The sequence below is a fragment of the Rheinheimera pacifica genome (genome assembly GCF_900108485.1).
Lineage (GTDB): Bacteria > Pseudomonadota > Gammaproteobacteria > Enterobacterales > Alteromonadaceae > Alishewanella > Alishewanella pacifica.
In genome coordinates this window covers 151,145-170,360 of record NZ_FNXF01000006.1, presented here as the reverse complement: position 1 = coordinate 170,360, position 19,216 = coordinate 151,145, and the positions used below count along the sequence as shown (strand labels likewise).

The following is a 19,216-nucleotide window of genomic DNA, read 5'->3' as shown; positions in this document are numbered from 1 at the left end:
GCTTTTTATTCACGTTAAACTTTACGCCGACGCCACCAAATGAACGCTGCACTTAATGTTAACCAGCCAAAACCAGCTGCACCGCCTTTACGCTCATATTTTGTTTGCTCTGATGCACAATCTTCCGGTTCGCCATTGGCTACTGGCTGCAGTTTAACTACCACCGCCAGCTCTTCCTTTAGAGGGTTGCCTTGCGCATCAACTACGACCTCACCCAGCAAATCTTTACGCTCTTTCATTGTCAGCGCTGTTGCCAGAATATCGCCATTGTTATTGATATCGGTTGCATCAACCACGGTGTAAGGCGAATTACAGCCAATTAATGTATTCAAATCAGTAAAGCTGTCAGCGGTAATATCGTAAATAAAACCATGCCGCCTGCGAGTGGTCGTACCACCTAAAATAACTTCAGCTTGCCCTACCACCTGATTACTGTCATTGATAGCTTTTGGCTGTGTTGTTGAACTGGAGAAAAAGCCATCAACAAAACGGGTTTGCCCTGCGTTGTAGTCGTGGTAAAACATTTTGTTGCGCGCAGCGCTGTTAATCACTTTTTGGCCATAACCAATAATAATGTTATTATTATTAACGGCCACAGCATCACTGATAGACCACTCAAGCGGGTCAACCAACGGTAATACCTGATCTTCAACATATAAACTGGCATGCTGTGCCCGGACAATCTGATCAACAACCTGGCCATTATTTAACCTTACCCGCTGCGTTCTATCTGAGTCACTATACAGAGAACGGCCTACCACAATGCCGTTATCATTTACATCGTTAGCAACGCTAAAATAAGTTATTGCATTGACGCCTTCACCATCGAAAGCAGTTCCCGTATTTTTATTACCTAAAAAACCTAATATCTCAGGCGCAGCCACACTGCCATCAGCTTGTAACTGCCATACCATGCCGCGTTGCAGATAACTTCCCGCAACAGCTCTGTTATATAAACAAGTAGCTACGGGCTGGCTTGCTCCGGTACAAGCCGTTTCAACTGCTTCTTTAGCCGCATCCGTCATGCCGCTGCTGCCAAAACCAGCGATTAAACCACTATCACTAATAGTCATAGCAACGGTATAACCGCCGCCTAATTCCTGATATGGTGCATCAATAGTTCTAACCTGACCATTTTGTACTACCACTCCCAATTGATAAGACGCTGCGGGAACCCAAAGATCTTGAACTTCCTCTTCCTCACCATCTTCTGAAGTCGGTGTAAAGCTTTCCAAGGTAAAAGTAGTCCCCGCAACACCCACTGCAATGCCGGCATTGTTAATATCGTACAAGTACTCACTGTTGCCCCGTGTCGGCTCTGTACTATCGCGCAGTAGTATATTTTCTGGCGCTAAGTTACCTGTTTTCAGGTAACTAATGGTATTACCTATTGGTTGGCCGGCAGGGTTGCGATTTAACAGGATATTCAGAATAGTATTGTTGATATTACCATTAGTAACATCGGCTAACTGCTCGTCAGTAAAAAACGCCTGAACATCTTCATCTTCAAAATCAATTGCATCTAAATTAATAGGGAAATTAAAATACTGATAATCATAGATTGGTAAACCCGAAGAGCTCGTACCGGTTTGCAGGCGAATAGCCCCATTAAATACTGCATGCCCGCTATCATTAATAGCCGCAGCATAGGTTGATTTGACTTCGCTTACTTCACCAATCTCAACGACGTTATAAACGGCCGCTTGTACAGAACACAGACTTAACAGCGGCAATATCGCCAGACTGATGCGTGATAACTTCATTCGGAGCCCCTAAATATACTTCAATTCTTATGCGTCTAATTCTTCCCAGCGTGCATACGCTTGCGCCAGCTTCGACTCGATCTGCTGCAGTTGGTTCAACGTGGTTTGCGTTTGCTCTGCACTTTGCTTAAAAAACTCAGCGTCATTTACTTTCTGCTGTAACGCTTCAAGCTCTGTTTCAAGCTGTTCCAGCAAGGCAGGCAGTTGTTCCAGTTCACGTTGCTCTTTGTATGATAACTTCTTAGCACTGCTAACAGAAGCCTGCGCTGGTATTTCTTCTGTTACGCTCTGTGATGGTTTTGTCACTTTTTGTGCTGTCGCAGCAGGCGTTTGCATACGTTGCTGGTAAGCAATAACGTCATCATAACCACCGGCAATTTCAATAATACGCCCCTCGCCGGCAAACAGCAGTGAGCTGGTAACGGTATTATTGACAAATTCCCGGTCATGGCTTACGAGTAAGACTGTACCTTGGTACTGCTGCAAAATATCTTCCAGCAGCTCTAATGTTTCTACATCCAGATCGTTGGTCGGTTCATCGAGGATCAGCAAGTTACTTGGCCTGGCAAACAATTTGGCCAGCAACAGGCGGTTTTTCTCACCGCCGGATAAGGCTTTCACCGGAGTTCGGGCCCGTGCCGGCGGGAATAAAAAGTCCTGCAGGTAGCTAAGCACATGGCGGCTTTTACCATTTTGAGTAATTTCCTGTTTACCCTCAGATACGTTGTCCTGCACTGTGGCTTCTAAATCCAGAGCAATGCGATGCTGATCAAAATAGGCTACCTCAATATTGGTACCGCGCTTAATCTCGCCACTGTCGTGTTTATAGTCACCCAATAACAGCTTAATCAGGGTTGATTTACCGACACCGTTTGGCCCAACCAACGCGATGCGATCACCGCGCATTACCAATAGATCAAGCTTGTCTATAACGGTTTTGCCATTAAAGCCACAGCTTATGGCTTTAGTTTCAAATACCAGCTTGCCGGAGCGATCGGCCTGCTCGATATTAAAATCGACCTTGCCTAAGGTTTCTACCCGCTCTGCCCGCTCACGTCGCAGCGCTTTAAGTGCTCTTACCCGGCCTTCGTTACGGGTACGTCGTGCTTTAATGCCCTGACGGATCCATACTTCTTCTTCTGCCAGCTTTTTATCAAACAATGCATTGTGCTGCTGCTCGTCTTCGAGCATTTTTTGTTTGCGATCCAGGTATTCCTGATAATTGCCCGGGTGTGAGGTTAACAAACCACGGTCCAGATCAATAATGCGGGTAGCCAGGGCACGGATAAAAGCCCTGTCGTGCGAGATAAAAATGATGGCACCGGAGAAATTTAGTAAAAACTGCTCCAGCCACTGGATAGCCGCGACATCCAAATGATTAGTTGGCTCATCCAGTAACAAAATATCCGGCCTGGCGGCCAAAGCCCGTGCCAGAGCCGCTTTACGCAACCAGCCACCGGATAACGTCGCTAAACTGGCATCCGGGTTCATGTCAAACTGCTGGCATAAATCAGCAACACGGGATTCCAGCCCCCAGCCGTCGCGGGTATCCATTTCGCTTTGTAATTTCTCAAACAGCCGATAGTCGGCATCTGAAGCGCCGTCTAAGTTTTCTGACAGAGTATAAAACTGCTGCGCTATTTGGGCTAAATCACCGGCACCTTCACGGATAAAATCGGCAATTTTCACATCCATTTTTGCCGGCGGATCTTGCTCTAACCGGCTTAATACTACTCCGGTATTCACCACTATCTGGCCATCATCCAGATTTTGCTGTCCGGTCAGCAATTTTAGCATTGACGATTTACCGGCGCCGTTGCGACCGACTAAACATACGCGCTCGCCGCTGAATAAGCTAAAGTCGACATGATCCAATATCGGGTTAGTGCCAAAGGCTAAACATGCCTGCTGAAAACGTAATAATTCCACTACTGTACATCCTTAAGCCATGTTGCCAGCTGGTCCGCATCAAAGGGCCAGCATAATTCGTTATCGCCCCGGCACAATACCGGGATCATCAAGCGGTAACGCGCAAAGGCCTGCTCGTCATCAACAATATCGGTAACCTTAAACCGGCCCGCAAGGCCTGCTTGCAGTAATAACTGCTCAGCTTCATCACATAGATGACAGCCCCAGGTACTGTATAAGGTTAATGCCGGGTGCATGCTATTCATACTATTAGCGCGTTAACTCAAAACAAACGTGAATATTCGGGTTACGCTTATAATCTTCCGGCAAAGTTGCCGCCGAGATATCTTTAACCTGCCAGCCGGCATCATTAAGTGCCTGGGTATCAATTTTAAAACGGCGCTTATTGTTAGAGAAAATCACTTTGCCGCCTGGTGTCAGCCGCGCCGTTAGCATATTAAGTAAATTAACGTGATCGCGCTGTACATCCCAGCTGTCCTGCATCCGCTTCGAGTTAGAAAAAGTTGGCGGGTCAACAAAAATTAAATCGAACTGAGCACGGCAGCGGCTTAGCCATTGTAAGCAATCGGCTTGCTCAAACTGGTACTGCTTACCGGTTAAACCGTTAATGGTAAAATTACGCTTAGCCCAGTCTAAATAAGTGTTCGACATATCTACCGTAGTTACACTGGCAGCGCCGCCAATAGCAGCATGCACCGAAGCACTGCCGGTATAGGCAAACAGGTTTAGTACGGTTTTGCCTTTGGCCTGCTGCTGGATCATCCGCCGTGTAATGCGATGATCTAAAAACAAACCGGTATCGAGATAATCTCGCAGATTCACTAAAAACTTAGCGCCGTATTCGCTCACCTCTTTATACTGTCCGGCTTTATTTAACGCCTGATACTGCGAGCTGCCCTTTTGTTTTTCACGTACCTTTAAAATCATTTTATCTGAGCTGATACCCAGTACTTGCGGTACCTGGTTTACCACATCGAATAAGCGTTTTTGCGATACCTGCTCATCAACCGTCGCCGGTGCGGCATATTCATGCACCACCACTTCGCCATCGTACCAATCTACCGCTACGTTATATTCCGGAATATCGGCATCATATAAACGGTAGCAGCTAAGGCCTTCTTTTTTCGCCCACTTTTGCAATTGCTTTAAGTTCTTCGCTAAGCGATTGCCAAAAGAGCTGCTTTCACTAAAAAACAGCGCCGGCGCATCAGAGCTTACTGCTACTTGCTTTTCGGTTAAATCAAACAGAGTGAAATCACAATCCAGCGGACCATTGGTAAATTTATAGCTTTTGCTTTTTGATAAGCGCAGCGCCCGCAGCAAATCGGTGTTGGAAGTAATAATGGCTAAGCGCCAGCCTTGATAATGCTGTTTTAACGCCAATGAAAATTTACTGTATAGCGGAATTAATGAGGGTAAATCACCCAACCGCTCGCCATAAGGCGGGTTGGTAACAATAACGCCCGGCACACTGGTTACCGGCGCTTTTAACGCTGTGGCATCGGCATAATCAAATTGCACGTATGCGGCAACACCGGCACGGGCTGCATTTTGCTTCGCTTTGGCTAAATTGCGTTCATCAAAGTCAGAACCCCAAAACTGCACGGTAGCCGGCATTGCCCGCTCTGCCGCTTTGGCGTCTTGCTTTAGCTGCTGCCAAACTGCATCGCGATGGCCCGGCCAGCCTTCAAAGGCAAATTTTTCGCGGCTTAAACCCGGCGCTTTATTCAGCGCAATTAATGCTGCTTCCAGCACTATAGTGCCGCTGCCGCAAAACGGGTCAAACAAAGGCTGTTCCACCTGCCAGCCGGAACGCTTTAACAGCGCCGCAGCTAAATGTTCTTTTAATGGCGCTTCGCCCTGACCGGCACGGTAACCGCGCTGGTGCAAAGATGGACCAGAGAAATCCTGTAAAAAGTGAAAATGCGCTTTATCTAACCGCACTTGAAAGCGTACATCGGGATCCATTCGGTCAACATCCGGGCGGTGGCCGGTTTCTTCACGGAACTGATCAACAATGGCGTCTTTTAAGCGGATAGCGCCAAACTGGGTATTGTCTATTTTCGGGTGTTTACCAACACAGTCAACTGCCAACGTATTACGCAGTGACATCTGCTGTGGCCAGTCAATTTTCTGCGCAATCTGGTAAATATCACTGTCAGCCGTAACCGGCTCAGACTGTATTAAACGCAAAATACGGGTAGCCAGGCGCGACCATAAACATAATTGATACCCGGTGCGCAGTTCTGCTTTAAAGCGTACCACGCCCATGCTAACTTTCAACACTTCGCCACCTTGCTGGCGAATTTCATCCGCCAACAACTCTTCTACCCCTTTAGACGTTAACGCCCAGAATTCCAGCATGCTACCCAAACCCCTATCAAAAATGGCCGTCAGTATAGCAGAATGTGCTATTTATCCGTTTGAGTTTTTGCAATAGCGCCAAATTGCCGCTTAAAACAGCGCTTTGTTTAACAAAGCAGCAGTTAAGCCACATCTTAAAAATAAAAGCAGATAAAGGCTTGCATGGCTTTGTTAAAAACACTAAGATGCGCCCCGCAATGACGGACGCGGGATGGAGCAGCCTGGTAGCTCGTCGGGCTCATAACCCGAAGGTCGTCGGTTCAAATCCGGCTCCCGCAACCAACACCTAAGCCTACTTAAACGTAGGTTTTTTTGTGCCTGTTATTCGCCCTTGGGCTCCTTTTTATAGCCGCGGGGTGAAGGTCTACAAATCCGGCGCCCGCAACTAACATCTACACCGACTGAATAGTACTTTTTATGCCTGAAATTGCTCGTCCCTTTCCCACTCTGTGTTACCAGGTTAAAAGCAGCACTCCAAATAATACGCAGCAAACCAATGCTGTAAATGGCACTACGGGTAATGCCAGAGCGCGGTTTATGCGCCGCTCCAGCGGGCGTAATGTAATAGTTGGCCAGTGCCGTTGCGGTTGGCTGACAGGTTGATATAACCGCTTTAACTTTAACGAGTAATACAGCGCCGGGGCGTTACGGTTGTACCAGTGTGCCGGCAGCTGCCTGCTGAATTTATACCATAACCACCGGAGTAGCAGTGCCAACAGTAAGGGCCATATCAACCCGGTGTGTTGGGCCAGTGTTGGCCAGGCCAGTTGCCACTGTTGCACAATAAACCATGGCAGTACCCAAAGTGCGCTGACTAATGCCATAAGCAATGCCCAGCGCCCGGCACTATTAGCAGCAGAAGCTTTAACAGTATGGTTGCTTTGCTTGTTATTAGCTGCGCGCAGCTGTGCCGCCAAATGCAATAACAGTAACGCCGTAAGCACAGCACCTGCTGTTAAAAGCAGGCTAAGCACGCCAATATCCAACCAGGCGGGTAAATTGGCCGCTGCCAATTGGGTTTTCAGGCCGGTTTTTACCAGAGCGCCGCTGCTGAGCGGCAGTGCCATCATAGATAGTGCAGCCAGCCAAAACAACGCCTGGCGCCAAATGCGCCCCGCGGCTTCGCCAGCCATACCGGCATATAAAAACAAACTACTTTTTGCCATGCCGTGGTGTACTACATAGGCCAGCAATACCGGCAATGCTGCTACGCCGGTTAAACTCAGCAGCGCAAACAGCAGCAATAAATAACCCATTTGGCTAACGGAAGAGTAAGCCAGAATGACTTTTGGCTGCGTGTACAGTAAGCCTGCCAATACGCCATAAAAAGCTGAGATCAGGCCGGTAACTAACAATACTGGCGCCCACTGCTGCATTAGGGCATCAGTGGCGGGTAAAAACATCAGCATACCGAGCAAGCCGGCTTTAATCATTACGCCGGATAACAGCGCGCTGGCCGGTGCCGGTGCCACAGGGTGGGCTTGTGGCAGCCACCAGTGCAGTGGACAAAAGCCAGCTTTTAAACCCAGCCCCAGCAGCAATAAGGTTAAGCTCAGCGGTTCCAGTGGCACAGCCTGCCAGCTATGCCAGTCAAACCGCCCACCGGCAGCAGAGGCACGTAGCAGTAAACCGCAGAACAGCAGAATTTCGCCCAGCACCGCCAGTTGCAAATACAGCCTGCCGGCGCGTCTGGCTTTTGCGGTACCGCTGTGGATCACCAGGCCATAGGCCGACAAACTGAGCAAGCTAAAGCCAAGGTAAAAACTGACCGCGTCCAGAGCGGCGATTAACAGCATATTGCCGGCAAAACACAACACAAAAAACAGCCAATAGCGCCCAGCGCGCGGATCATGCCGCTGCGACAACAGGCTAAACCCGCCAACCAGCAACCATAACAGTAAACTGAAATACCACCAGGGCCGGGTAAACTCATCACCTAAGCCCAACCCAGCGCCGGGCCACAGCCAGTTGCTTAGGTCAATCATGGCGAAACTCCCGCTCTACTATTAGTTCCGCCCAGCTTAGCGGGCTCAATTCAGTGCTGGCAAACAAACCCATCAGCAACAGTAGCACAGCGGTAAAAACGGCGGGTGTTAGTAACATCCAGTGTGTTTCAAACCGGTTTGATAACTGCTGTTCTTGCGGCCAGGGCATGCTTTGCGGTAAAAACCACATGCGGTACACCAGCGGTAAAAAATAAGCTGCGTTAAGCAAACCCGATAGCGCAAATACCAGAATAAGCCAGTTTTGCTCTACTTCTGCCGCCCCCAGCCCCAAATACCATTTGCTGATAAAACCAGCGGTGGGCGGTATGCCGATCATACCCAAGGCTCCCAGCGTAAAAGCCATAGCCGTTACTGGCATACGCCGCCCGACACCATTTAACTGACGAACTTTATGAATACCTAAGGTTTCGGCAAAGTTACCGGCACAAAAAAACAACGTGATTTTCATTACGCCCTGATGCACCAAATGCACCAGGCCACCTACCGCCGCCAACGGCCCCAGCATTGCCACACCCAGCGTAATGTAAGACACCTGACTAATAGTAGAGTACGCCAGCCGCCGCTTAATATCCTGCTGCGAGAGCGCGCGCCAGGAGCCATACAATATTGTAGCGGCTGCCAACAGCATTAACGGCTGCGCCAGTTGCAGTGCGTGCATGCTCTCTACGCCAAAAACATCGTACACCAGCCGGATAATGCCAAAAGCACCGGCTTTAACTACTGCTACTGCATGCAATAAGGCGCTGACCGGCGCAGGTGCTACCATTGCCTGTGGCAGCCAGCCATGTAGTGGCAATAAGGCTGCTTTTACCCCCAACCCCGCTATCATTAACGCAAAGGCCAGTTTTAACAGCCCCTCATTACCACTGACAACGGCTGTAACATAGCCGCCAGGGGTGAATAGCGGGCTTTGCACCAGTGAATGCAGCAGTGCCACACCCAGCATCAGTATTACGCCACCGCCAAGGGTATACGCCAGATACTTGCGCCCGGCTGCCAGTGACTGTGCCGTACCGCGATGCACCACCAGCGGAAAAGTCGCCAGCGTCAGCAGTTCATAAAACAATAAAAAAGTAACCAGATTACCGGCCAGCGCCAGACCAACCGTAGCGCTGACACAGAGGCTGAAATAACCAAAAAAGCGCGAACGCAGTGGCGAGTGCTCGAGGTAACCAATGGCATAAATGGTGGTAGCCAGCCAAAGCACGGAAGACAGCACCACAAACAGCAGTGACAAGGCATCGCCCTGTAGCACTAAATCGGCGCCTGGTAAAAATGGCAAACTAAAATAAAACTGCTGGCCGGCTTTTACTGCCTGCCACATTAACAATACCAGCAACAGCTTTACGCCTACGCCAAACAGGTTCAGGCTAATACGCAACTTCACCTGAGTTTCTTTCAGGGTAAAAATAATCAGCCCGGGTAATAACGAACTCAGAATAATGGCAAGTGGTAAATATTGTTGCCAAAACGGGCTCATAACCCCTCCTGTTTTAACAACCGCAGCAGTGGCTCGCTGTACAGTGCCATAGCCCACACAGCCAGCGCCGGCAATAAGGCTAACCATTGTGGCAAAATACGCGGCGCAAAATCCGGCGCCACCGGATCGGCCCGATCAAATGCCAGCACCACTACCCGAAATACATAAGCGGCAGAGAGTAAGGTTGCCAATACTATCGCCAGCAACCAGAGCAGCTGATCGCCTTGTAACCATAACCCTTGCAACAACGCCCACTTAGCCAGAAAACCGCCGCTGGGCGGCAAGCCGATTAAACTGCCACCGGCTACGGCAAAAGCAAACATGGCCAACGGCATTGTCTGGCTGGCACCTTTTAATGTGTTTAGCCGTTTCCCACCTAAGGTTGCAGTTATCTCACCTATTGCCAAAAAGCAGGCCGCTTTGGCCAGCGCATGCGCCAGCACAAATAACCACAGTGCTGCAGCAAATAACGGCTGGTTAAAACGCAGTAATAAGCCAAGCGCCAGCATGGCATAACCCAGCTGTGCTACGGTGGAATAGGCCACCATATTTTTGGCAAAAGGCGTACGCAGCGCCGACACACCGCCAAGCAGCAAGGCCGCTAAACCACAACCGGTAAACAACGGCGCTATTGCCACAGCTTGTGGTGCACTTGCCAATTGCAGCCATAACAAACACAGGATAAACAACGGGCCTTTTACTACCAAGGCCGATAACAAGGCACTTACCGGTGCCGGTGCCGCACCATGCGCCGCCGGTAGCCAGCCATGCAATGGCCAAAGTGCAGCTTTTAACATTAAACCCAATGTCATCAGCAGCAGTGCTGCAGTACTGAGTATATTAGTCTGCCACTGCAGCGCCAAAGCGCTGATATCCAGCACACCATAAGCGCCATACAGCATTGCCACACCCAGCAAATAACACAGCGAACCGAACAAAGATAACAACAGATAATTCAGCGCCGGTTTAATAGCTTTATCGCCCGACAAGCTGACCAGCGCTACCGCTACCAGGCCAAGCAACTCCAGACAAACATAGAGGTTAAATAAATCCCGCGACAACCAAAGCGAGGTTAAGCCCAGTTGCAACAGGCTGCTAAGCGGCCAAAAACCGGTACCGAGTTTATCGCGCCGGTAAGTTGCAAAGGCATATAAAGCCACCAGCAACTGCAACACCGTGGTCAGTAAAATAAGTAAGCAGCTTAAGCTGTTAGCCTCAAGGCTAATAGCCAACCCCGACGGCCAGCCTGCCAGCAATATCTGCTGGCTGCCCTGCTCACTTACCTGCAACAATAACTGCAACGCAGCCAGGCTGCAGATAGTAGCTGTGAGCAGTGTCAGTAACGGCGCAATCTTTGGCCAAAGCAGCATTAATAAGGCGCCAACTAACGGCAGCACCAGCAACAATACCATCATGGCCCTGGCTCCTGCTCAGGCCTGTACTGACCCGGCCTGGCCTGCTTTAATCGCGCCAACAGCGCCAGTGCAAAAGCCGTTGCACTAACGGCGACTACCAGGCCGGTTAAGATCAGCGCCTGTAATACCGGATCGGCCGCGCCATCAGCCAGCCCGCGATACGCCAGCACAACCATCAGCATAAAAATACCGGCGCCGATAATATTCAGCGCTAAAATACGCCGCAGTGTTTGCGGCCCGACGATAAAACCATATAAGCCTATGGCGAACAGACCGGCAGCAGTGCCGATATACAACAGCAGTTGCGGGCTCAGATCAGTCATGCGCTTCCCCGCCGCTATTTTGCTGCGCCTGTTCGGCTGCAGCGGGTTCTCCCACCACCAGTAAGGTGAGTGTTAGCGCTATGGCCAGGGTAGCAAACAATTCAACCAGCAAAATAAAGCCTCCGGCCAGTTGTGGCGGCCAACGTAGCCAGATTACGTCTGTATTGTCCGTCGTTAACAACATAGCCAGTAACGCCGCCAGCACAAAAGCCGATACCCCCGAGACAATCAGCAGCCTGATCCAAAAGTTGCTCCAGCGTAACCAGTTAAGCTGGTGATTAAGCCGCAGCACCACAGCACCGGCAGCCAGTAAGGCACCGGCCTGAAATGCGCCCCCAGGTTGGCTGGCGCCGGCCCACAGCAGATAACCGGCCAGTAAAATCACCATAGGTGCCAGTAACCGGCTCCAACTAAGGCTAAGCGGCCAACTGGTTGTTGCTTTAGCAGCAGGGGCGACCTGCAAAGCCCCTAACAATGCCAGCAGCAATACAACTAACTCCAGTAAGGTATCCCAACTGCGAAAGTTCAGCAGCACTGCTGTAACCGGGTGGCTGACACCACTGTTGATAAGCTCGGCCTGCGCTACATCAACCAGCGGGCTGGCTGTGGGCGGCAACTGCAACAACGCCGCCAGTACGCCACCGAGCATCAGTAGCACAAATACTGCCGGCCACAGCCGTTGTGGCCAGCTAAGGACAACTGGAAGGTGCAGCTGTTGGCGGGCCAATGCAGAAAAACACAAAGCACCGGTCAGGCCGGCACCAATAGCCGCTTCGGCCAGCGCTAAGTCGGGTGTGGCCAGTCTGGCCCAGGCCAGCGCCATCATCAGACCAAAAGCAATATACAGTATTACCCCGTGAACTAATTGACGACTTAATATACTGGCCAGCGCCAGTACCAACAGCAACAGGCATAAGGTGGCATCAAATAACAACAGGCTCATGTTTTATCCTGCTGGGTTTTAGCAAAGCGGGCTAATAGCTGACACGATACCGAGCCCGACGCCAGCACCAGTAACCAGATCAGCAACAACAGCAGGTTTTGCCACAGCTCACCATAAAACATCAGCCCGGCAACGATTGATCCCAGGCCTAACGAGTCAGCTTTGGTAACGGCATGCAAACGGCTGAAGCTATCGGGAAAGCGCAGCATGCCGATACTACCGGCAATAAAGAAAAATAAGCCCACCATTAACAACAGGCTACTAAGTACCATACTCAGAGTGGATAACTGCCCTGTGCTATCGATCATGGATTATCCTCAGAAGATGGCGGTTGTGCTATTTTTTGCTGCTTTAAGCGTTGCACCAATGCCGCCGGTGCTGCGGCAGCCAACACGGCCAGTACCAGCGCCACATCACGCAGTGCACTGACGCCAAGTGCCTGTGCCAATACTAAACACAAGGCTACGCCGGTAGTACCGAATAATTGCACTGACAATAGCCGGTCTAACAAAGCCGGTCCCTTTATTACCCGCCATAGACCCAGCACCATGGTAAGTAATAATGCTACTGCCAAGGCGATCATGGCACCTGTCCGTGCACAGGTTCATCACACAGCAGCAAAGTCAGTTGTTGCTCCAGCGCAGCGACACCACTGCGCCAGTTGGCATCGCCATCCAGCACATGCAACAGCAAAACATCCGGCTGACCTGTTTCGATATTTACCGCGCAGGTACCAGGCAACAGGCTTACCATACTGGCCAGCAAACGCTGGCTGGCAGGTTGGGCCAGACTTATGGCATAAGGTTGCCACTGCGGTGCTAACCTTGGTGACGGTGCCAGTGCGCGCCACGCAACATCCCAGGCACCCAGTATTAGCTGCCTGCTAAAAAACAGTAAAAAACCCGGCACGGCCTTAAACCGAACCGGCGGCAGGCTTAATTTAGCCCAATAGCACCACAGCAGTAGCAGTAAACACAGCGGCAGAAAAAACCACCAGCCACGCCCTCCGGTCAACGCCGCCCAGCACAGCGCAAATACGCCACTTAGAGCGCTATAACGGATAAAAATTGACCCGCCCTGCTGCAATATCATGCAAACTCCCGAATAAAATTACTGAGGTAATAGTATTGAATAGTATAGAAAAGTTCAAAAAAACGGCCATGACTGGCGCTGTAGTGCGTTATCAACTTCGTGTACACTGTAGCGACAATCGTCGTTAAAGCGAAGTATTTGCTATGAACAGTTTTAATACTCAGCACAGCCTGGCAGCCCTTGGTGCGCCGTTTTCGCTGCCCTGCACACCTACACCGGTTTCTGCCCCACAATGGCTGGCGTTTAATGCTGAACTGGCAACACAGCTGCGTTTACCTAAACAATATTGGCACTCTGACGACGGTCTTGCCGTATTTAGCGGCAACATAGTGCCAGATTGGGCCAGCCCGCTGGCACATGCTTATGCCGGCCATCAGTTTGGCCATTTTGTACCACAATTGGGCGATGGCCGGGCTTTACTACTGGCAGAAGTTATCAACGCGGATAATCAGCGCTTTGACATACAACTTAAAGGCGCCGGCCAAACACCGTTTTCACGCCGTGGCGATGGCCGCTCACCACTGGGGCCGGTACTACGGGAATATTTAGTCAGTGAGGCAATGTATGCGCTGGGTGTGCCCACTACCCGCGCACTGGCTGCAGTATTAACCGGTGACTTTGTGCAGCGCGAAACCGCAGAGCCCGGTGCAATACTTACCCGGGTGGCCAGCAGCCATATCCGTATTGGCAGTTTTCAGTATCTGGCTGCCAGAGGCGATCATGGCCAGCTGAAAACCTTTGCCGACTATGTGATTAACCGCCACTACCCGGCCTGCGCCAGCGAGGCAAACCCTTATCTGGCTTTACTTGCTGCGGTGGTTGCAGCTCAGGCAAAACTGGTTGCCAGATGGATGAGCCTGGGGTTTATTCATGGTGTAATGAATACCGACAATATGAGCATTGCCGGCGAAACCATCGATTACGGCCCCTGTGCTTTTATGGACAGCTTTAATCCGGCGCAGGTATATAGCTTTATTGATACGCAAGGCCGTTACGCCTGGGGCAACCAGCCACGCATTGCCAGCTGGAACCTGGCACGTTTTGCTGAAACCCTGCTGCCGCTGCTAACTGAACAACCAGAGCACGCGGTAGAGCTGGCCACAGAGGTATTGCAAGGTTTTAACGGCCAAAACGAAACCGAATTTCTGCGCCTGATGGCGGCGAAAATTGGTATTGTCACTGCAACCGACACTGACGAAGTGTTAATCCGTGATTTGCTTAACCTGATGAGCGCAAATAACGCCGATTTCAGCCAGAGCTTTCGTTTGCTCAGCCGCTCGGTAAGCAACGCAGCTGCCGGTGCCGCAGCGTTATTTGCAGACAAACAAGGTTGGGCCGATTGGACAGCAAAATGGCAACAACGCCTTGCTGCACAGGGTATTGATCCGCTGCAGGTAAGCCAGCAAATGGATAATACCAATCCGGCGCTTATAGCGCGCAACCACTTAGTTGCTGCCGCTATTACACAGGCGACAGAGCAAGCCGATTTAACGCTGTTTAACCGCCTACACAAAGCACTGGCTACGCCCTACACCTTGTCAGACGATAATGCTGACTTTGCCTTGCCACCGCAGCCACAACAGCTTATTAAGAATACTTTTTGCGGCACCTGATTATAACTTATGCCATCTGCGACAGGCAGATGGCGGTTAAATTCGGTACTATAGCCACCTTGTTCGGAAACACAGAGTCACCTCTTTGCCAGACATAACCCTCAGTTTTGCTTTGTCTCAATGTTTAGCCGCTATGGCCTTTATCAGTGGCATTGTGGCGTTTCAGCGCTATGACAGGGCCAGTATGCTGAAATTCTGGTTTGTCTCTGCCCTGCTTAATGCCAGCCATTTTGCCGTGCTGGGCCAGTACGAAGCGGCATTGTTTGTTGGTTTAACCGCGGTGCGCTTTCTGGTAGCGGCAATAAGCCCGCGCCAGCGCTGGATGTACTGTTTTCTGGCACTCTCCACCTTGCTGATTGTGCTTAGCTATAGCAACCCGGTTAATCTGCTGCCTTATCTGGCGGCAGTAGTAGGTACTGTTGGCAGTTTTCAGAAAAATGTGTTGCTGGTACGGGCACTGATGGCGGTGGGCGCCACAGCCTGGATTATCCATAACCTGCTGGTGGGCTCGCCGGTAGCCGTGTTAATGGAACTGGCATTTTTAAGCAGTAATCTGGTGGGTTATATCAGAAGCCGCAGGCAAAGCTTACCTGCGGCAGATAATAAATAACGTTTTAACGCACAGCGCCGCTATGTGCCGGCGCCAGCAATACCGCATTAGCCAGCGCAATATGCAAGCCATTCACATAAGCACGATAGTTGGGCTCCTGGGTAAAACTTATCACCATACCGTCACCTTGTGGTGCCCACATTAATAAGGGTTTGTGCGCTATCTGCTGCTGGTTATCCTGCCAGACAAAACCACTGGCTTTAACTTCATCGGCGCCAGCAAATTTCAGCAAGTTGCGGCCGTGGTTTATTGCCAGCGGCTGATAAATTTCATTACCGACATACACTGTATTAACGCTGGCCGGTAAGCCTGCCGTTAACCAGTGCGACTGATCCACCTCTGCTTTTGCCAGAAAACCCGGCACCCAGTCCGGCCTTGCCTGCTTTGCTTTAACCATTTGCTGGTATTGCTCGGTATTTAGCACTGTGCCGGCAACCTGCTCTTTATCCTTTCCGTCGGTTGCTGGCTCTTCACCGGCTTTGTATTCCCGCTTACTGGCCAGCATTGGCGCTTCACCGCTTAAGACAAAGTTAGTGGCGTTACCCAGGGTGATCAGTACCCCACCGCGCTCTGTCCAGTGGCGGATATTGTTATAACCGGCTTCCCCCAGCGCCTGCTGGTAACTGCCACCGGCAGTGGCCGGTAATACCAATACCTGGTACCGGCTTAAATCAGCCTGTTTTAATTGCGCCGGCCGGATAGCCGTTACCGGTTGCCCAAGCTCGCGCTCCAGCACAAAACGGGCACTGCCAGCACTTAAACTGCTGGCGGGTTCATCCCATAACATGGCGACTTTTACCGGTTGCAGCCGTACCATATTGGCAGAGCCGGCATTAGGCCCATCGGTATGCCAACTGCTGTCTACACCTTGCAGTACAGCACCACTTTTTGCAGAAAGTTTTTCAAGCGTTTGATTAAGCTCAGTATTATTATCCGCCCTGGCAATAATTAAACTGCCGGATGGGTAACGCGTACCGTTTTGATGAGTAAAAGGCAAGTCACTGCTACGCATAACCACACCGGCTTTTAACGCAGCGGCGGCAAAACGGGCGGCGTCCATACCATCCCAGGGCACAATAAAGCCGTATGTCGCATCTGGCCGGGCCAGGCTGCCGGGCAAGATACGCTGCTCAGTTACCCTAACGCCTTCTACTTTTACGCTGGCGCGGCATTCATTCATGTCCAGATTAAACATCAGCGGCAATGACCAGGCCGTTACATCGTATATCTGATCCGGTAAGTTATTTGCCCGCAGCGCCTCCTGCTGCTTAATAAATGGCTGGTCCATCGGTACATCGGCATCAAGCAAGGTACGCAGTAAATGATAAGTGCTCTGAGCGCTGTCGATAACATAAGCGCCGCTTTGGTAATCCTTACCACAGGCACTGAATGCTTTTGTGGCCTGCGTTACGGCTATGCCCTGTTCTGTCAGTAATGCCGTTAAACGCTGATGCCCGGCTTTATCGCGGCTGGCCGGAAAAATATAGCTGCGGGTTTTGGCTTTGCTACCTTGTGCCACGGCATCTTTACGGTACTGATAAAACCGCTGCAGCAAGGGTTTGGCCCGTTGGCTGGCGGTTTCCAGCGTGGCCATAAAAGCAACAAAGTTACGCTGAATACCATCGGCAAAAGTAACTACTGTGCCATCACTGCGGCGATAGTGATGGCCACGGGCAGAAGCCATTTCATAGGTCATGGCAATACTGCCCTGATACAACGGCCAGCTGGCGCCGTAACCCGGATAAAATGCATCAAAAATCTCGCGGGTAAAATAATGGTAGCCAAAGCGGTCAAACCATTTGGCATTGTTTTGCCCCACCCAATTTAATACTTCACGCTGAGCCTGCTGAATATGCGGGTTATAAGGCTCGGCTTCCGGGCTGAAGTAGTACGTCATGTCGCCGCCCATTTCGTGCGAATCAACGTATAACAGCGGATAGGTGTTTTGCAGCGCCCTAACCCGGCCACGGTTTTCCGGCTGGGTTAAGCTGATCCAATCGCGGTTCATATCAAACAAATAATGATTACTGCGGCCATTGGGCCAGGGCTCGTTTTGCTCAGCAGATAAACGATCGTCAGAATGCTCCATACCGGCAGTAGCGTAATAGCGGCTGACAAAACGATGATGGCCATCCGGGTTTTGCAGCGGATCAATATATACCAGGGTGTTAGCGAGAATATTGCGGGTAAACTCACTTTGGTCGGCCAGTAAATGCCAGGCCAGCGCCATTGACGATTCTGCCGGGCTTAATTCATTACCGTGCAAGGTATTGGCAATCCACACCGATGCCGGTTGTTGTTCAATCAGGGCTTTGGCGTCCGCTTCGCTGGTATTAACCGGATCTGCCAGTTTGCGCATATTTTGTTCCAGCTGGTCTAAACGGGCAATATTCTGCTCAGAGCCTATAACTACATAAAACAGCTGCCGCCCCTGCCAGCTTTCACCATATGGCACCAGCTTTAGCTGCTGCGGATATTGCGCGGCCAGGGTAGTAAAATATTGCCTTATGGCCGCCGGCTCTGAGATACGGCTACCCAGTTTATAGCCCAGCACCTGTTGTATGTCGGGCACGCTGTGGTTGTACTGGCTGCCAGGAAACTCCGGCAATGCCGAAGCGGCAAAGCTACTGCCCAAAGCCGCAACAATAGTACTGAAAATAAATGTCCGATGGATGTTACTGCGCATGTTGCTCCCATGATTTTTATATATTGTTATAGCGGCAAACTACCTTGGCTCTGCCTGCTTGGCAATGTACTGACAACACTGCTGCGACTAAACACCAGTTTTTACCGCCGGTTTGAACAACACCCAGTATTTCGCCAACAGCGAATTGTCGCTATCATCAGCACATGACTCATTCCGTGCCCCGTATTCAGCGTCAGTACTACCGTAATGGCCCGCCACATCGCGGTGGTGCCGACGTTAGCTTTGCCGATCTGCTGAAGATTTTTGGTTTTAACAGCATTCATATTGGCCGCTGGGTAACAGCTGATGAACTGCAACTGGCGGCAAATTTATTTTTCGATGCCTTTTGCGATTTACAACAATTGTTGCAGGTACCGCCAGAGGTAATATCGCTAAATGGCAGCTTAGCGCTGACTTTTGGCATTGGCGGCCAGCCGGGAGTATGTGCGCATTACCAACCGCAGGGGCGTATTCTGGCACTTGCCAAAAACGCTGGTGGCGGCAGCCTGGCACATGAATGGTTTCATGCCTTTGATCACTATATTGCCAGTAAAATGTTTGGCCATAGCGCTACGCGTAACCAATTTTCCAGCCGCTGCTGGCTACAGCATAAAACGATAATTCCGCATTATTTCAATTCGTTACTGGATGCAGCCTATAAAAAACTGTTCTTATCCGCTGATGACAACAGTAGCAGCGATTTTTTTAATCATTGCCGTACTTTAGACGCAGCGCAAAACCGTTTATACCTGGCTATGCCGGAGGAAATGGCGGCCAGAGCCTTTGAAAAGGTGCTGCAAATGCAAAGCCTGAAGAACAGTTTTCTGGTGGCGGGTACGCTAAAAAGTAAAGCCGCCGAAATGGGGGTATATCCGGACGATGCGCTTAGCACTGAACTTGCCGGCTTATGGCTGCAATACTTTCGGCTGTTGGGGCAAGGGCTGCAGTATAAAACCCGCAGTAAAAATACGCTGGTGGACGGGTGATTATTA

General features: G+C 50.6%; 16 protein-coding genes and 1 tRNA gene. 4 read left to right on the top strand and 13 right to left on the bottom strand.

Translation table 11 applies throughout. The features are described 5' to 3' along the window. Positions 1-14: 14 nt before the first annotated feature. The 4 genes from BLW68_RS10125 to rlmKL are packed head-to-tail and all read right to left on the bottom strand — an operon-like array spanning position 15 to position 6,056. Complete coding sequence (locus BLW68_RS10125) at positions 15-1,763, bottom strand: DUF3466 family protein (RefSeq protein WP_092792929.1); 1,749 nt, start codon at positions 1,761-1,763, stop codon at positions 15-17. Between the two features lie 27 nt (positions 1,764-1,790). After that, entirely contained in the window at positions 1,791-3,692 is a 1,902-nt protein-coding gene (gene uup / locus BLW68_RS10120; protein ID WP_092792927.1) for an ATP-binding cassette ATPase Uup, read from the bottom strand. Continuing rightward, positions 3,692-3,937 carry a glutaredoxin family protein gene (locus BLW68_RS10115; protein ID WP_245728312.1) on the bottom strand — a complete coding sequence of 82 codons (246 nt, stop codon included), beginning with the start codon at positions 3,935-3,937 and terminating at the stop codon, positions 3,692-3,694. Before BLW68_RS10115 ends, uup begins: the two co-directional genes overlap by 1 nt. Before the next feature lie 4 nt (positions 3,938-3,941). Then, the gene (rlmKL, locus tag BLW68_RS10110; protein ID WP_092792925.1) at positions 3,942-6,056 is read right to left on the bottom strand and encodes a bifunctional 23S rRNA (guanine(2069)-N(7))-methyltransferase RlmK/23S rRNA (guanine(2445)-N(2))-methyltransferase RlmL; all 2,115 of its coding nucleotides are present in this window, start codon (positions 6,054-6,056) and stop codon (positions 3,942-3,944) included. A gap of 205 nt (positions 6,057-6,261) precedes the next feature. Between rlmKL and BLW68_RS10105 the strand changes: the two genes are divergently transcribed. Beyond that, positions 6,262-6,338, top strand: a tRNA-Met gene (locus BLW68_RS10105). Between the two features lie 170 nt (positions 6,339-6,508). Here BLW68_RS10105 and BLW68_RS10100 read toward each other — a convergent pair. Genes BLW68_RS10100 through BLW68_RS10065 form a run of 8 tightly spaced genes read right to left on the bottom strand, consistent with a single transcriptional unit; the run spans position 6,509 to position 13,315 of the window. Continuing rightward, a complete protein-coding gene (locus tag BLW68_RS10100) occupies positions 6,509-8,041 on the bottom strand; it encodes a complex I subunit 5 family protein (RefSeq protein WP_092792924.1) in 1,533 nt (510 codons plus the stop codon). Next, positions 8,034-9,542: a complex I subunit 5 family protein gene (locus BLW68_RS10095; RefSeq protein ID WP_092792922.1), complete on the bottom strand. Its 1,509-nt coding sequence runs from the start codon at positions 9,540-9,542 to the stop codon at positions 8,034-8,036. The genes BLW68_RS10100 and BLW68_RS10095 overlap by 8 nt, the downstream gene beginning before the upstream one ends. Continuing rightward, positions 9,539-10,957 (bottom strand): complex I subunit 5 family protein, encoded by a 1,419-nt coding sequence (locus BLW68_RS10090; protein WP_092792919.1) that lies wholly within the window; start codon positions 10,955-10,957, stop codon positions 9,539-9,541. The genes BLW68_RS10095 and BLW68_RS10090 overlap by 4 nt, the downstream gene beginning before the upstream one ends. Then, the gene (locus tag BLW68_RS10085) at positions 10,954-11,280 is read right to left on the bottom strand and encodes an NADH-quinone oxidoreductase subunit K (protein WP_092792917.1); all 327 of its coding nucleotides are present in this window, start codon (positions 11,278-11,280) and stop codon (positions 10,954-10,956) included. The genes BLW68_RS10090 and BLW68_RS10085 overlap by 4 nt, the downstream gene beginning before the upstream one ends. Then, positions 11,273-12,223 carry an MnhB domain-containing protein gene (locus tag BLW68_RS10080; protein ID WP_092792914.1) on the bottom strand — a complete coding sequence of 317 codons (951 nt, stop codon included), beginning with the start codon at positions 12,221-12,223 and terminating at the stop codon, positions 11,273-11,275. The genes BLW68_RS10085 and BLW68_RS10080 overlap by 8 nt, the downstream gene beginning before the upstream one ends. Then, positions 12,220-12,531 carry a cation:proton antiporter gene (locus BLW68_RS10075; protein WP_177172206.1) on the bottom strand — a complete coding sequence of 104 codons (312 nt, stop codon included), beginning with the start codon at positions 12,529-12,531 and terminating at the stop codon, positions 12,220-12,222. Before BLW68_RS10075 ends, BLW68_RS10080 begins: the two co-directional genes overlap by 4 nt. After that, positions 12,528-12,806: an MrpF/PhaF family protein gene (locus BLW68_RS10070; protein ID WP_092792911.1), complete on the bottom strand. Its 279-nt coding sequence runs from the start codon at positions 12,804-12,806 to the stop codon at positions 12,528-12,530. The genes BLW68_RS10075 and BLW68_RS10070 overlap by 4 nt, the downstream gene beginning before the upstream one ends. Continuing rightward, entirely contained in the window at positions 12,803-13,315 is a 513-nt protein-coding gene (locus tag BLW68_RS10065) for a Na+/H+ antiporter subunit E (RefSeq protein ID WP_092792909.1), read from the bottom strand. Before BLW68_RS10065 ends, BLW68_RS10070 begins: the two co-directional genes overlap by 4 nt. A gap of 143 nt (positions 13,316-13,458) precedes the next feature. Here BLW68_RS10065 and BLW68_RS10060 point away from each other — a divergent pair, with 143 nt between their 5' ends. Both BLW68_RS10060 and BLW68_RS10055 read left to right on the top strand, forming a co-directional pair. After that, entirely contained in the window at positions 13,459-14,928 is a 1,470-nt protein-coding gene (locus tag BLW68_RS10060) for a protein adenylyltransferase SelO (RefSeq protein ID WP_092792907.1), read from the top strand. An 85-nt stretch (positions 14,929-15,013) separates the two neighbouring features. Further along, on the top strand, positions 15,014-15,538 hold the full coding sequence (locus BLW68_RS10055; protein ID WP_143039941.1) for a YgjV family protein: 525 nt from the start codon (positions 15,014-15,016) through the stop codon (positions 15,536-15,538). A gap of 4 nt (positions 15,539-15,542) precedes the next feature. Here BLW68_RS10055 and BLW68_RS10050 read toward each other — a convergent pair whose 3' ends face one another. Then, positions 15,543-18,224, bottom strand: coding sequence for a M14 family metallopeptidase (locus BLW68_RS10050; RefSeq protein WP_092792902.1), 2,682 nt, complete (start codon positions 18,222-18,224; stop codon positions 15,543-15,545). A 164-nt stretch (positions 18,225-18,388) separates the two neighbouring features. Between BLW68_RS10050 and BLW68_RS10045 the strand changes: the two genes are divergently transcribed. Next, positions 18,389-19,210 (top strand): CLCA_X family protein, encoded by an 822-nt coding sequence (locus tag BLW68_RS10045; RefSeq protein ID WP_092792900.1) that lies wholly within the window; start codon positions 18,389-18,391, stop codon positions 19,208-19,210. The last annotated feature ends 6 nt before the right edge of the window (positions 19,211-19,216 follow it).

Bases quoted from the DNA above. Each gene is read 5' to 3' on its own strand.
- BLW68_RS10125 (WP_092792929.1), bottom strand. From the start codon at position 1,763: ATGAAGTTATCACGCATCAGTCTGGCGATATTGCCGCTGTTAAGTCTG.
- BLW68_RS10115 (WP_245728312.1), bottom strand. From the start codon at position 3,937: ATGAATAGCATGCACCCGGCATTAACCTTATACAGTACCTGGGGCTGT.
- rlmKL (WP_092792925.1), bottom strand. From the start codon at position 6,056: ATGCTGGAATTCTGGGCGTTAACGTCTAAAGGGGTAGAAGAGTTGTTG.
- BLW68_RS10100 (WP_092792924.1), bottom strand. From the start codon at position 8,041: ATGATTGACCTAAGCAACTGGCTGTGGCCCGGCGCTGGGTTGGGCTTA.
- BLW68_RS10095 (WP_092792922.1), bottom strand. From the start codon at position 9,542: ATGAGCCCGTTTTGGCAACAATATTTACCACTTGCCATTATTCTGAGT.
- BLW68_RS10090 (WP_092792919.1), bottom strand. From the start codon at position 10,957: ATGATGGTATTGTTGCTGGTGCTGCCGTTAGTTGGCGCCTTATTAATG.
- BLW68_RS10085 (WP_092792917.1), bottom strand. From the start codon at position 11,280: ATGACTGATCTGAGCCCGCAACTGCTGTTGTATATCGGCACTGCTGCC.
- BLW68_RS10080 (WP_092792914.1), bottom strand. From the start codon at position 12,223: ATGAGCCTGTTGTTATTTGATGCCACCTTATGCCTGTTGCTGTTGGTA.
- BLW68_RS10075 (WP_177172206.1), bottom strand. From the start codon at position 12,531: ATGATCGATAGCACAGGGCAGTTATCCACTCTGAGTATGGTACTTAGT.
- BLW68_RS10070 (WP_092792911.1), bottom strand. From the start codon at position 12,806: ATGATCGCCTTGGCAGTAGCATTATTACTTACCATGGTGCTGGGTCTA.
- BLW68_RS10065 (WP_092792909.1), bottom strand. From the start codon at position 13,315: ATGATATTGCAGCAGGGCGGGTCAATTTTTATCCGTTATAGCGCTCTA.
- BLW68_RS10060 (WP_092792907.1), top strand. From the start codon at position 13,459: ATGAACAGTTTTAATACTCAGCACAGCCTGGCAGCCCTTGGTGCGCCG.
- BLW68_RS10050 (WP_092792902.1), bottom strand. From the start codon at position 18,224: ATGCGCAGTAACATCCATCGGACATTTATTTTCAGTACTATTGTTGCG.
- BLW68_RS10045 (WP_092792900.1), top strand. From the start codon at position 18,389: ATGACTCATTCCGTGCCCCGTATTCAGCGTCAGTACTACCGTAATGGC.